This window comes from Burkholderia torrens (assembly GCF_984668525.1).
On sequence record NZ_OZ480211.1, the window covers coordinates 2,410,341 to 2,424,189 of the forward strand.

The window sequence follows — 13,849 nt, forward strand, 5'->3', positions numbered from 1 at the left end:
TGCCGCACGCCCGCATTCCAACTTCCCGGCAGGACCCACCACCATGACAGCCCTCCTCATCGACGGCAACGCCCTTTCGAAGACCCTGCGCGCGCAGGCCGCCGAACGCGCCGCCGCCCTGACCGCACGCGGCCACCAGCCCGGCCTCGCGGTGATCCTCGTCGGCGCAAACCCGGCGAGCGAAGTCTACGTGCGCAACAAGATCAAGGCGTGCGAGGACAACGGCTTCTTCTCACAGAAGGATGCATACCCGGCCACGCTGTCGGAAGCCGACCTGCTCGCGCGCATCGACGAACTGAACCGCGACCCGAAGATCCACGGCATCCTCGTCCAGCTGCCGCTGCCGGCGCATATCGACAGCCACAAGGTGATCGAGGCGATCGCACCGGAGAAGGACGTCGACGGCTTCCACGTCGCGAACGCGGGCGCGCTGATGACCGGCAAACCGCTGTTCCGCCCGTGCACGCCGTACGGCGTGATGAAGATGTTCGAGGCGCACGGCATCGCGCTGCAGGGCGCGAACGCGGTCGTGATCGGCCGCTCGAACATCGTCGGCAAGCCGATGGCGATGATGCTGCTCGACGCCGGCGCGACCGTGACGATCTGCCACAGCAAGACGCGCGACCTCGCCGCGCACACGCGCCAGGCCGATGTCGTGGTCGCGGCAGTCGGCAAGCGCAACATCCTGACCGCCGACATGGTGAAGCCGGGTGCAACGGTGATCGACGTCGGCATGAACCGCGACGACGCCGGCAAGCTGTGCGGCGACGTCGATTTCGCGGGCGTGAAGGAAGTGGCCGGCTACATCACGCCGGTGCCGGGCGGCGTCGGCCCGATGACCATCACGATGCTGCTGATCAACACGATCGAAGCGGCCGAGCGCGCCGCCGACGCGGCCGCCTGACCACCTGCCCGCTCAGCCGGCGCACGGTTCCGTGCGCCGGCGTCCCGCCAGCCGCATCGCCGCGGCTGCACCGCGCCGGAAGCATGTCGCCCCTCGCCGGTCGCCCGTCGCCCCCATCCGACCCTGCGTCAATCGCGTCATTAGAAACTAACGATTGGAAAGCGCACGATGCGCCCCAATAATGTCGGTATCGGGCGCCGTCGCGCCCCGCCGCCGTTACCCTTTTCATCCCGGTTCATCCGGCAACAGACAGGGAGTCTTATGTCCGCCAGCGCCAACACCAATCCGCTCCTCGACTTCTCCGGCCTGCCCCGTTTCGGCGAGATCCGCCCGGAGCACGTGACGCCCGCGCTCGATACGCTGCTCGACGCAGCCGGCCGCGCGGTCGAAGCCGCGAGCGCGAGCGCGACGCCGTCGACCTGGGCCGCCGTCGTCGAGACGGTCGAGCAGGCCACGGAGCCGCTCGGCCGCGCATGGGGCATCGTCGGCCACCTGAACGCGGTCGCCGATACGCCCGAACTGCGCGCCGCCTACGGTGAAAATCTGCCGCGCGTGACCGAGTTCTGGTCGAGCGTCGGACAGAATCTCGCGCTGTACGAGAAGTACAAGGCGATCGCCGCGAGCGCCGAATATGCGACGCTTTCCGCCGAGCGCAAGAAGATCCTCGACAACGCGCTGCGCGATTTCCGCCTGTCGGGCGCCGAGCTGCCCGAGGACCAGAAGCCGCGCTTCGCCGAACTGCAGGAACAGCAGGCCGCGCTGTCGAAGGCATTTTCCGACCACGTGCTCGATGCCACCAACGCGTACGCGTACTTCGTCGAAAACGAAGCCGACCTGGCCGGCCTGCCCGGCGACGCGATCGAGGCTGCCCGCGAAGCCGCGCAGAAGGACGGCAAGGACGGCTGGAAATTCACGCTGCACTTCCCGTCGTACTTCCCGGTGCTGCAGTACGCGGACAACCGCGCGCTGCGCGAGACGCTCTACCGCGCGTATGCGACGCGCGCGTCGGAGCTCGGGCCGCAGTACGGTGACGGCAAGGCCGAATGGGACAACACGGCGATCGTCGCCGACGAGCTGAAGCTGCGCCGCGAAGAGGCGCAGATGCTCGGCTATCTCAACTTCGCCGAAGTGTCGCTCGCGCCGAAGATGGCCGAATCGCCGCAGCAGGTCATTGCATTCCTCGAGGATCTCGCCACGCGCGCGCGCCCGCACGCAGACAAGGACTGGGACGAGCTGCGCGCGTTCGCCGCGAAGGAACTCGGCCTGACGGAACTCGCGCCGTGGGACGTGGCATACGCGGCCGAAAAGCTGCGCCAGCAGCGCTACGCGTTCTCGGAAAACGAGGTCAAGCAGTACTTCCCCGAGCCGGCCGTGCTGAAGGGCCTGTTCACCGTCACCGAGACGCTGTTCGGCGTGCGCATCAAGCCGGACGACGCGCCGGTATGGCACAAGGACGTGCGCTTCTTCCGCGTCGAGAACCGCGACGGCTCGCTCGTCGCCCAGTTCTATCTCGACCTGTACGCGCGCGAAGGCAAGCGCGGCGGCGCCTGGATGGACGACGCGCGCTCGCGCGCGAAGCGCGGCAGCGACGTGCAGACGCCGGTTGCGTACCTCACCTGCAACTTCTCGGCACCGATCGGTGGCAAGCCCGCGTGCTTCACGCACGACGAAGTCATCACGCTGTTCCACGAGTTCGGCCACGGGCTGCACCACATGCTCACGCGCGTCGACGAGCTCGGCGTGTCGGGCATCAACGGCGTCGAATGGGATGCGGTCGAGCTGCCGTCGCAGTTCATGGAAAACTTCTGCTGGGAATGGGACGTGCTGTCGTCGATGTCGTCGCACGTCGACACGGGCGCCACGCTGCCGCGCGAGCTGTTCGACAAGATGATCGCCGCGAAGAATTTCCAGAGCGGGCTCGGCACGCTGCGCCAGATCGTGTTCTCGATGTTCGACATGCTGCTGCACGTCGACTTCGACCCGGCCGGCGCCACCGGCGTGACCGCCTTCGCGCGCGAGATCAACGAGCGCTATCACGTGATCCCGCAGGCGGCGTTCTCGCGCTGGCCGAACACGTTCAGCCACATCTTCGCGGGCGGCTACGCAGCCGGCTACTACAGCTACAAGTGGGCCGAGGTGCTGTCGGCCGATGCGTACGCGGCGTTCGAGGAAGCGGCCGCCAAGAGCGGCAGCGTGCTCGACGCGGCCACCGGCACGCGCTATCGCCGCGAGATCCTCGAGGTCGGCGGCAGCCGCCCGGCGATGGATTCGTTCAAGGCGTTCCGCGGCCGCGAGCCGGAAATCGACGCGCTGCTGCGCCACAACGGGATGGCCGCGCCCGCACACTGAGCGCGCCGCCCGGCCTTTCCGGCTGCATCGACAGGCACCGCTGCGGCGGTGCCTTTTTTCATGGCGCGGGCGCTTCGTCGTCGAACAGCGAGAACTGCCCGTGACGCTCGGCCGTGTCCTCGTCGATGCGCACGCCGACACCGAGCAGCCGGACGGCCTGCGCGCGCCGCTGCAGCCCCTTCGCGAGCAGCGTGACGGCCGTCTCCGCATTGGTCGCGTCGGCCACGCACTCGACCGTCGTGCGCTGGAAATCGGCGAAGCGGATCTTCACGTACAGCTTGCGGATCGACCGCGCGGCGCCTGCGCGCGCAATCCGCGCGTCGAGCTGCACGACGAGGCGACGGATCTCGTCCGCGCATTGCTCGAGCGTCGTCAGGTCGGTCACGTAGGTCGTCTCGACGCTGACCGACTTGCGCTCCTGGTCGGCCTGCACGGGCCGTTCGTCGATCCCGCGCGACAGTTCGTACAGCCGCCGCCCGAATGCGCCGAACTCGCGGTGCAGGTCGATCAGCGGCCAGTCGCGCAACTGCGCGCAGGTCTGGATGCCGAGCCGGTCGAGCCGCGTGGCCGTCACCTTGCCGACGCCGTGCAGCTTGCGCACCGGCAGCGCCGCGACGAACGCGTCGATCTCGTGCGGCCGCACGACGAACAGGCCGTCCGGCTTGTTCCAGTCCGACGCGATCTTCGCGATGAACTTGTTCGGCGCGACGCCGGCCGAGACGGTCACGCCGACCGTGTCGAACACACGCTGGCGGATCTCGCGCGCGATCAGCGTCGCACTGCCCTGGCACCGCTCCGACCCGCTGACGTCGAGGTACGCCTCGTCGAGCGACAGCGGCTCGACGTCGGGCGTGTAGTCGCGATAGATCGCCATGATCTGCCGCGACGCCGCGCGGTATTTGTCCATCGCGGACGGCAGGATCAGCAGGTCCGGGCACTTGCGCATCGCGAGCGCCGACGACATCGCCGAATGCACGCCGTAGCGCCGCGCCTCGTAGTTGCAGGTCGCGATCACGCCGCGCTGGTCGGGCCGGCCGCCGACCGCGAGCGGCCGATTGCGCAGCGACGGGTCGTCGCGCATCTCGACCGATGCGTAGAAGCAGTCGCAGTCGCAGTGAATGATCTTGCGCATGCGCGGCAGCGCGTCGCCCGGCGGCGGCACGTGCGGATCGGCAGGCGGAATGGTGGTCGGGTTCACGGTGCCGATACTGTACAAAAACACAGTGCCGGTTTCAACTGTCGCGTGCGGCAGAAACCGGCCGCCCGCGCCGGGCTGCGCCGTACCGGCCCGCTTTGCGCGGATCGTACCGGCCGGGCGCGGGCAGCGGCACCTATACTCGTCTGCCGCGACACACGAAACGAGAAGGTGACGGATGAAGACGATCGGACTGATCGGCGGCATGAGCTGGGAATCGTCGGCCGAGTACTACCGGATGATCAACCGGCATTCGAAGGCGCTGCACGGCGGCCACCACAACGCGAAGAGCGTGCTCGTCACGGTCGATTTCGCGGAAATCGAAGCGCTGCAGCGCACGCACGACTGGGCGGCGCTCGGCGAACGGATGGCCGACGCGGGGCGGCAGCTCGAAGCGGCCGGCGCCGACCTCGTCGTACTGACGACCAATACGATGCACCGCGTGCACGACGCGATCGAGGCCGCGGTGATGCTGCCGTTCCTGCACATCGCCGATCCGACCGGCAGCGCGCTGCGCGACGCGGGCGTCGAGCGCGTCGCACTGCTCGGCACGCGCTACACGATGGAGTTGCCGTTCTATGCGGAGCGGTTGCGCGAGAAATTCGGGCTGGACGTGCTCGTGCCGGACGAACGCGGGCGCGACGACGTGCACCGGATCATTTACGACGAGCTGTGCCACGGCATCATCGCGGCGCAATCGCGTGCGACGTATGTGTCGATCATCGAGGCGCTGGCAAAGCGCGGCGCGCAGGCCGTGATCCTCGGCTGCACGGAGATCACGCTGCTGATCGGCGCGGACGATTCGCCGCTGCCGGTGTTCGACACGACCGCGCTGCACGCGAAGGCGGCCGTGGAGTGGGCTGCGCGATAACCGCGGCAACGGATATCGCGCGCAGAAAACAAAAAACCCGGCACGAGGCCGGGTTCCTGTCGACGAAGCGCGCATCGGTCACTTGCGCTGCACATCGTCTGGTGTGCTTGGTTGCGGGGGTAGGATTTGAACCTACGACCTTCGGGTTATGAGCCCGACGAGCTGCCAGACTGCTCCACCCCGCGTCAGAGAAATAAATTATAGGGTGAGGAAGTACTCACGTCAATACTTTTGTCACAAATTCTTCTCTCCCCTTCCAGGCAGCGTCGCACGCCCCCTGCTCCGCGTCGCGCATTGCGCGCGTTCGCCCCCCATGCTCGCGGTAAGATGGCGGCCTTCGCATTCACGCCGCACACACACTCCCGTTCATGAAAATCGCCACCTGGAACGTCAACTCGCTCAACGTCCGCAAGCAGCATGTGCTCGACTGGCTCGCGCAGAGCGGCACCGACGTGCTGTGCCTGCAGGAACTGAAGCTGCCTGACGAGAAATTCCCGCGCGCCGATCTCGAGGCGATCGGCTACCGCAGCTGGTTCACGGGCCAGAAGACCTACAACGGCGTCGCGATCCTCGCGCGCGAGTCGCTGACCGTCGACGAATCGGACGTCGTGCGCAATATCCCCGGCTTCGACGATCCGCAGCAGCGCGTGGTCGCCGCGACGGTCGACGGCGTGCGGATCGTGTCCGCGTATTTCCCGAACGGCCAGGCGCCCGACTCCGACAAGTTCGTCTACAAGATGCAGTGGCTCGATGCACTGCAGGCGTGGATGCGCGCCGAGTTGCAGCGCTTCCCGAAGCTCGCGCTGCTCGGCGACTACAACATCGCGCCGGAAGACCGCGACGTGCACGATCCCGCGAAATGGGAAGGCCAGAACCTCGTGTCGCCGCAGGAGCGCGCGCACTTCGCGCAACTGATCGAACTCGGCTTCGTCGACGCGTTCCGCCGCTTCGAGCAGCCCGAGAAGACCTTCACGTGGTGGGACTACCGGATGATGGCGTTCCGCCGCAACGCGGGGTTGCGCATCGACCACATCCTGCTGTCGCCGGCGCTCGCGCAGACATGCACGTCGTGCGAGGTCGACCGCACGCCGCGCACGTGGGAACAGCCGTCCGACCACACGCCCGTCGTCGCGATCGTCGGCTGATCGTCCAATCCGTCCGCGCTTAGCGCCGCGCGGGCGCCGGCCCGAGATGGGTCCACAGGAAGCCGAATTCGGCCGCATCGGCTTCCGCGCGCTCCAGATCGTCGGCACTGCCGTGGCCGCCGTCGGTGTTCTCCCAGTACCACACCCGTTCGTGACCGAGCGCATGCATGCGTGCGGCCATCTTGCGCGCATGCGCGGGATGCACGCGGTCGTCGCGCGTCGACGTCGTCAGCAGCAGCGGCGGATACGCGACGCCTTCGCGCACGCGGTGATAAGGCGAATACGCGGCCAGCGCCGCGCCCTCGCCCGGATCGTCCGGGTCGCCGTATTCGCCGAGCCACGCAGCACCCGCGTGCAGCTTCGGATAGCGCTGCATGTCGAGCAGCGGCACGCGGCACAGCACCGCGCCGAACAGCTCGGGGCGCTGCATCATGCACGCGGCGACCAGCAATCCACCGTTGCTGCCGCCCTCGATCCCGAGTTGAGCGGCCGTCGTCACGCCGGTCGCGGTCAGATCCTCGGCCACCGCGATGAAATCGTCGAATGAACGCTGCCGATGCTCGCGCTGCGCGTCGACGTGCCAGCGCGGCCCGAACTCGCCGCCGCCGCGGATATGCGCGAACGCCATCACGCCGCCGCGTTCGAGCCATCCGATGCCGAACGCGTCGCTGTAGCCCGGCAGGTTCGGGATCGCAAAGCCGCCGTAGCCAGACAGCAAACACGGCCGCGCGACGCGCGTGGCGCCTTCGGCCGGATCGAGCGCATCGCGCGGCCCGATCAGCGTGTACGGCACCACCGTGCCGTCCCGCGAGCGCGCGCTCGCGCGGCGCACGACGAGCCCGGCCGCATCGAACTGCACCGGCGGCCGGTCGAGCAGCACGCGGCGCGACGGCGCATCGTCCGCACGATCGGCGAGATCGGCCAGCCAGCATTCGGGCGGATCGAGATAGGTGTCGACATCGACGTACACCTCGTCGTTCAGCGTCGCCTCGACGGGCTCGACGTCGATCTGCGCGTCGCCCGTCCACTCGAACGGCCGCGCGTCCCACACCCACGTGCCGTCGTCGGCCTGTCGCGGTTGCCACAGCATCGTGCGGTTGTGCACGTCGTCGAGCCAGCTCGCGATCAGCGTGGTGCGCGTGTGCGTCCACGTGCACGCGGACGTCGTCGGCTGCGGCGCGAACAGCGTCGTGAATTCGCGCGACCCGGCCAGGAACGCCTGCTCGCGGATCGCGAGCAGCGAGCCGCCCGCATGGCGCACGCCGTCGCAGTCCCAGTCGAGGCGCGGCTCCAGCACGAGCCAGCCTTCCCAGAACCCGACTTCGACATGCGTCGGCACGTCGTAGCGCGCCCACTCGCCGGCGTCGGTCAGCCAGTATGAATGCGCGTCGAAGAAGTCGACGCTGCGCCACGCGACGTGACGACGGTCGATCGGATCGAACCACGCGCCGGCGCTGATGTCGTCGGGTTCGCCGCTGAAGACGACGGGCGCATCGGCCAGCGCCGTGCCGCGCACCCAGCGCCGTGCTTCGTACGGATAGCCGGCCGCGGTCGCATGCGCTTCGCCGCGATCCCAGCTTACGTAGACGGTGTCGCGGTCGATCCAGCCGACCGTGTGATGGCCCGGCTCGTCGATCGTGAAACCACCATCGACGAAACGGCGTTCGACGAGATCGAATTCGCGCACGACGACCGCGTCCGCACCGCCCGGCGACAGCGACAGCAGCGCGCGATCGCCGTCCGGATACAGGATCGCGTCCTGCTCGAACACCCATGATTCGCCCTCCTCGGCACCGAGCGCGTCGACGTCGAGCAGCGTTTCCCACGCAGGTCGACCGGCACGCCAGTCGTCCCAGCGCGTGCGGCGCCACAGCCCCTTCGGATGGAGATCGTCCTGCCACAGGTCGTACGCCCAGTCGCGCCAGCGGGTCGGAATCACCGGTCGTTCGCGCGGCAGATAGGCCTTGGCGAGACGTGCGGTCAGCGCGCGATACGCGTCGTCGTCGCGCAACGCGGCGCGCGTGCGCGCATTCTGCGCGTCGACCCACGTGCGGGCGCGCTTGCTGTCGAGCGCTTCGAGGAAACGGAACGGGTCGGCCCCGGTGGGCCAGCGAAAGGAATCGGACATTGCGGATCGGCGGAATGGCAAGCTGCGTGCAAACCGCGATTATGTCCGATCGCGGCATGCGCGACGCCAGCGCATGCCGCAAATCGCGCTCAGGGCTCCAGATGGAGTTCCTGGATCTTGCGCGTGATCGTGTTGCGGCCGATGCCGAGCCGCTCCGCGGCCTCGACCTTGCGGCCGCGCGTGAAATCGAGCGCCTCGCGGATCACGGCCGCCTCGAAGCGACGCGCGAGCTCGTCCATCACGTCGGCCGAATTCTCGCGCAACAGCCGCGCGACTTCGGTACGCAGCCCGTGTTCCCACAGCGGGTAGCCGGCCGGCGCGCCGCCGTTCGGCGCGGCCGCGACGGGCGTGCTCGCCACCGGCGCTGCACCGAGCACGGACGTTCCGGCTGCCACGCTGCCGCCGCTGCCGGGCGCATCCGCGCCGTCACCCGTCGCGACGACCGGCGCACCGCCCGGCACGAGGTCGGGCGGCAGGTCCTTGACCTCGACCGTCTGCGCGGGCGCCATCACGGTCAGCCAGTTCGCGAGGTTCTCGAGCTGCCGCACGTTGCCGGGAAACGCGAGCGACGTCAGGTACGCGAGCGCTTCGTCGGACACGCGCTTCGGCTCGACGCCGAGATCGCGGGCACTCTTCTGCAGGAAGTGGCGCGTGAGCAGCGCGATGTCCTCGCTGCGTTCGCGCAACGGCGGCAGGCGCAGCCGGATCACGTTGAGCCGGTGGTAAAGGTCCTCGCGGAACAGCCCCTGCCGCACGCGCGATTCGAGATTCTGGTGCGTCGCGGCGATCACGCGCACGTTCGCGCGCAGCGGGTTGTGCCCGCCGACGCGATAGAACTGCCCGTCCGACAGCACGCGCAACAGGCGCGTCTGCAGGTCGAACGGCATGTCGCCGATTTCGTCGAGGAACAGCGTGCCGTTCTCGGCTTGCTCGAAGCGGCCCTGCCGTGTCGTCTGCGCGCCGGTGAACGCGCCGCGCTCATGGCCGAACAGCTCGGACTCGAGCAGGTCCTTCGGAATCGCCGCGGTGTTCAGCGCGATGAACGGCCCGTTCGCGCGCGGGCTGTGACGGTGCAGCGCCCGTGCGACGAGTTCCTTGCCGGTGCCCGATTCGCCGGTGATCAGCACGGTTGCGGCCGAATGCGACAGTCGGCCGATCGCGCGAAACATGTCCTGCATCGCGGGAGCCTGGCCGAGCATCTCGGGCGCCTCGGCCACGCGCTCGTCCTGCGGCGCGCCGCCGCGCAGGCTTTCTTCCACCGCACGGCGGATCAGTTCGACGGCCTTGTCGACGTCGAATGGTTTCGCGAGATATTCGAACGCGCCGCCCTGGAACGCCGCGACGGCGCTGTCGAGATCGGAAAACGCCGTCATGATGATGACGGGCAAGCCCGGCAGCCGCTCGTGCATCGCCTGCAGCAACTCGAGGCCCGAGCCGCCCGGCATCCGGATGTCGGACACGAGCACCTGCGGCGTCTCGTGGTCGAGCGCGGCCAGCGCGTCGCGCACGTTCGCGAAGCTCTTCGTCGCGAAGCTGTCCCGGGCGAGTGCCTTTTCAAGCACCCAGCGGATCGATTGGTCGTCGTCTACTATCCAGATCGGCTTCATAGGTCGGTCAGGTATGGGTGAATCCGGTGAATCGCAAGTCGCCGCTCAATGGTCGAGCGGCAGCAGAATCTGAAACTCGGTACGTCCGGGCCGGCTTTCGACCTCGATCATCCCGTCGTGCTGCTGCACGAAGGTCTGCGCGAGCGTAAGACCGAGGCCGCTGCCGTCCTCGCGCCCGGACACGAGCGGATAGAAGATCCGGTCGCGAATCTCTTCCGGAATGCCGGGCCCGTTGTCGATCACGTGCAAGTCCAGTGCCAGCCGGTACAGGCGCTTCGCGATCGTCACCTTGCGCGCGATGCGCGTGCGCAGCTCGATCTTCGCGTCGCCCTGCGCGATCCGCTCGCGCAGCGCCTGCGCTGCATTGCGGACGATGTTGAGCAGCGCCTGGATCAACTGCTCCTTGTCGCCGCGCAGGTCCGGCACGCTCACGTCGTAGTCGCGCTCGATCGTGAGCCCGCGCGGGAATTCCGCGAGCATCACCGCGCGCACGCGTTCGCACACTTCATGAATGTTCACGTCGCCGACGATGTGCGGATGCCGGTGCGGCTCCAGCAACCGGTCGACGAGCGTCTGCAGGCGATCGGACTCCTTGATGATCACCTGCGTGTATTCGCGCAACTCGCCGCGCTCGCGCTCGCCCAGTTCGAATTCGAGCAGCTGGGCTGCGCCTCGAATGCCGCCGAGCGGATTCTTGATCTCGTGCGCGAGGTTGCGGATCAGTTGCTTGTTGACCGCGGTCAGGTCGTGGATGCGCTCTTCCCGGTCGGTGCGCGACTGCCGTTCGTTCTCGAACAGCTCGACGAGCACGAAATCGGGCGCCGTCTCGAGGAAGCCGACGATCGCGTGCACGTGCAGCGGTTCGCGGCCGGGCCGGTCGAGCACGGTATCGAGGTGCGTCGCATGGAAGCGTTCCTCGCCGATCGCGGTGATCGTCGACGCCAGTTCGTTCGCGTTCGGGAAAATCTCGCCCCACGGCCGCTGTGCGAGCTGCCGGCGCGAGATGTCGAGCATCGCCTCCGCCGACGGGTTCGCGAACGCGATCCGCAGCGTCTTGCGGTCGAGCACGATCACGACCGTCGGCAGCGCTTCCAGCCCTGCCAGCAGGCCCGAGCGTGCGAGCCGCTCGTCGTCCGTCAGTCGCTCGGGCTGCCCCGTTCTCGCCTTGATCAGATTCTTCAGAACCATCTGCGTGCTTGTCGCGCCTCACCGGGCCAGAAAATGAAAATCGTCGGAACAAAAAAGGGACGGCCGGACGCCGTCCCCTTTCAGACTCCGCCGCTCCCGCCGCGGGCCGCGCGACGGGAACGAACCGGCATGACGGCGCTGAATCGAAGCGCCATCGCCGATTAGAGCGAGTAGTACATCTCGAACTCGATCGGGTGCGTCGTCATGCGGAACTTCGCCAGCTCCTGCTCCTTCAGCGCGAGGTACGCGTCGAGCATGCCGTCCGTGAACACGCCGCCACGGGTCAGGAACTCGCGATCCTTGTCGAGCGCTTCGATTGCCTGGTCGAGGCCCGCGCAGACGGTCGGGATCTTTGCATCCTCTTCCGGCGGCAGGTCGTACAGGTTCTTGTCCGCGGCTTCGCCCGGATGGATCTTGTTCTGGATCCCGTCGAGGCCCGCCATCATCAGTGCCGAGAACAGCAAGTACGGGTTCGCCATCGGATCCGGGAAGCGCGTTTCGATACGGCGGCCCTTCGGGTTCGACACGTGCGGAATGCGGATCGATGCCGAACGGTTACGCGCCGAGTAAGCGAGCTTGACCGGTGCTTCGAAGTGCGGGACCAGACGCTTGTACGAGTTCGTCGTCGGGTTCGTGATCGCGTTCAGTGCACGGGCGTGCTTGATGATGCCGCCGATGTAGAACAGCGCCAGTTCCGACAGGCCGGCGTAGCCGTTGCCCGCGAACAGGTTCTGGCCGTCCTTCCAGATCGACTGGTGAACGTGCATGCCCGAACCGTTGTCGCCGACGACCGGCTTCGGCATGAACGTCGCCGTCTTGCCGTACGAGTGCGCGACGTTATGGATGATGTACTTCGACCATTGCGTCCAGTCGGCGCGCTGAACCAGCGTCGAGAACTTCGTGCCGATTTCGTTCTGGCCCTGGCCCGCCACTTCGTGGTGGTGCACTTCGACCGGGATGCCGAGCTGTTCGAGCAGCAGGCACATTTCCGAACGCATGTCCTGGAACGTGTCGACCGGTGCGACCGGGAAGTAGCCGCCCTTCGTGCCCGGACGGTGGCCCGTGTTGCCGCCTTCGAATTCCTTGGCCGACGACCACGGTGCTTCTTCCGAGTTGATCTTCACGAAGCAGCCCGACATGTCCGTGTTCCACTGGACCGAGTCGAAAATGAAGAATTCCGGTTCCGGACCGAAGTAGGCCGTGTCGCCGATGCCCGTGCTCTTCAGGTACGCTTCGGCGCGCTTCGCGAGCGAGCGCGGATCGCGTTCGTAGCCCTTGCCGTCGGCCGGCTCGACCACGTCGCAGGTCAGCACGAGGGTCGACTCTTCGTAGAACGGGTCGACGAAGGCTGCGTTCGGGTCCGGCATGAGCAGCATGTCCGACGCCTCGATGCCCTTCCAGCCCGCGATCGACGAACCGTCGAATGCATGACCGCTTTCGAACTTGTCTTCGTCGAACGCCGAAACCGGCACCGAGACGTGCTGTTCCTTGCCGCGCGTGTCCGTGAAGCGGAAATCGACAAACTTGCAGTCCTCGTCCTTCACGAGTTGCATGACGTCGGCGACGGTTTTACTCATAACCTCTTCTCCTGATTAGAACAATTCCGGCGGACTGGGAACCGCCTCGTTTATCGAGCTGACCGGGGTCTTGCTTTGGCGCAGCGCGCCCCGATTCGACCGAATTCTATATAGCAGCTTCCGTGCCACCTTTTCAAACGCCGAGCGCAAATCGCGCCAGAGCTCGCCACGACAGGGCTGTGCTGCGCGATTCCGGGGCTTCGCGCCGCACCGGCCGCTCGTCGAAAGCACTGTCATGGTGCAATCGCCGCAGCCCGTTGCCGCCGCAGAATCATTCTGGTGCATGCGCGCCATTCTGCACTCTTTTGGTGAACGTGTGGGCCGCGCGTGCACCGCACCGCATGCGGGCGTCCGTGCCGCGACGCCGCGCTAGAATGGTCGTTTGACCGATACGGAGACCCCCTGCCATGAGTACGCTCGACCAGCTTTACGCGAAGGCCGACGAACGCCGCGCACACGACGCGCTCAACTACGCCGGCGCGCTGCTGCCGGTCGAGGCATTCGAACTGCTGCAGCTCGACCCGTCCGCGCGCCTCGTCGACGTGCGCACGCGCGCCGAACTCGACTGGATCGGCCGCCCGCTCGTCGGCGACGGTCAGTACCTGCACCTCGAATGGACGCGCTACCCGGGCGGCGTGCCGAACGCCGAATTCGTCAACGAACTGAAGGCGGCCCTTCCGGCCGATACGCCGATCCTGTTCCTGTGCCGCAGCGCCGCGCGCTCGAAGCTCGCCGCGGTCGCGTCCGCACAGGCCGGCTTCACGAAGGCCTTCGACCTGCTCGAAGGCTTCGAGGGCGCGAAGGACGCCGAAGGCCACCGCAAGACGGTCGACGGCTGGTGCTTCCGCAAACTGCCGTGGATCGGCGCCTGACGGCGCACCGCGC

The 13,849-nt window shown here is 67.4% G+C and carries 10 protein-coding genes and 1 tRNA gene; 5 read left to right on the forward strand and 6 right to left on the reverse strand.

Translation table 11 applies throughout. From position 1 onward, the window contains the following. Nucleotides 1–43 precede the first annotated feature (43 nt). A complete protein-coding gene (gene folD / locus AC5LXX_RS11115) occupies nucleotides 44–904 on the forward strand; it encodes a bifunctional methylenetetrahydrofolate dehydrogenase/methenyltetrahydrofolate cyclohydrolase FolD (protein ID WP_493409498.1) in 861 nt (286 codons plus the stop codon). Between the two features lie 261 nt (nucleotides 905–1,165). Beyond that, nucleotides 1,166–3,253, forward strand: coding sequence for a M3 family metallopeptidase (locus AC5LXX_RS11120; protein ID WP_493409499.1), 2,088 nt, complete (start codon nucleotides 1,166–1,168; stop codon nucleotides 3,251–3,253). Between the two features lie 58 nt (nucleotides 3,254–3,311). On the opposite strand, the gene dinB is transcribed toward AC5LXX_RS11120, so the two are convergent. Further along, nucleotides 3,312–4,475: a DNA polymerase IV gene (dinB, locus tag AC5LXX_RS11125; protein ID WP_200097387.1), complete on the reverse strand. Its 1,164-nt coding sequence runs from the start codon at nucleotides 4,473–4,475 to the stop codon at nucleotides 3,312–3,314. Between the two features lie 151 nt (nucleotides 4,476–4,626). Here dinB and AC5LXX_RS11130 point away from each other — a divergent pair, with 151 nt between their 5' ends. Next, entirely contained in the window at nucleotides 4,627–5,319 is a 693-nt protein-coding gene (locus AC5LXX_RS11130; protein ID WP_493409500.1) for an aspartate/glutamate racemase family protein, read from the forward strand. A 108-nt stretch (nucleotides 5,320–5,427) separates the two neighbouring features. On the opposite strand, the gene AC5LXX_RS11135 is transcribed toward AC5LXX_RS11130, so the two are convergent. After that, nucleotides 5,428–5,504, reverse strand: a tRNA-Met gene (locus tag AC5LXX_RS11135). Between the two features lie 183 nt (nucleotides 5,505–5,687). Between AC5LXX_RS11135 and xth the strand changes: the two genes are divergently transcribed. Beyond that, nucleotides 5,688–6,464 carry an exodeoxyribonuclease III gene (xth, locus tag AC5LXX_RS11140; protein ID WP_493409501.1) on the forward strand — a complete coding sequence of 259 codons (777 nt, stop codon included), beginning with the start codon at nucleotides 5,688–5,690 and terminating at the stop codon, nucleotides 6,462–6,464. A gap of 19 nt (nucleotides 6,465–6,483) precedes the next feature. Here the strand turns inward: xth and AC5LXX_RS11145 are convergent, their stop codons facing one another. From AC5LXX_RS11145 to glnA, 4 genes are all read right to left on the reverse strand, one after another. Beyond that, nucleotides 6,484–8,592 (reverse strand): prolyl oligopeptidase family serine peptidase, encoded by a 2,109-nt coding sequence (locus tag AC5LXX_RS11145; RefSeq protein WP_493409502.1) that lies wholly within the window; start codon nucleotides 8,590–8,592, stop codon nucleotides 6,484–6,486. An 89-nt stretch (nucleotides 8,593–8,681) separates the two neighbouring features. After that, the gene (gene ntrC / locus AC5LXX_RS11150; RefSeq protein WP_493409503.1) at nucleotides 8,682–10,199 is read right to left on the reverse strand and encodes a nitrogen regulation protein NR(I); all 1,518 of its coding nucleotides are present in this window, start codon (nucleotides 10,197–10,199) and stop codon (nucleotides 8,682–8,684) included. A 45-nt stretch (nucleotides 10,200–10,244) separates the two neighbouring features. Beyond that, nucleotides 10,245–11,387: a nitrogen regulation protein NR(II) gene (gene glnL, locus AC5LXX_RS11155; protein ID WP_031399495.1), complete on the reverse strand. Its 1,143-nt coding sequence runs from the start codon at nucleotides 11,385–11,387 to the stop codon at nucleotides 10,245–10,247. Between the two features lie 161 nt (nucleotides 11,388–11,548). Continuing rightward, nucleotides 11,549–12,964 (reverse strand): type I glutamate--ammonia ligase, encoded by a 1,416-nt coding sequence (glnA, locus tag AC5LXX_RS11160; RefSeq protein ID WP_124455470.1) that lies wholly within the window; start codon nucleotides 12,962–12,964, stop codon nucleotides 11,549–11,551. Nucleotides 12,965–13,371: 407 nt separating this feature from the next. On the opposite strand from glnA, the gene AC5LXX_RS11165 reads away from it, so the two are divergent. Continuing rightward, the gene (locus tag AC5LXX_RS11165; RefSeq protein WP_124455471.1) at nucleotides 13,372–13,836 is read left to right on the forward strand and encodes a rhodanese-like domain-containing protein; all 465 of its coding nucleotides are present in this window, start codon (nucleotides 13,372–13,374) and stop codon (nucleotides 13,834–13,836) included. Nucleotides 13,837–13,849 lie beyond the last annotated feature (13 nt).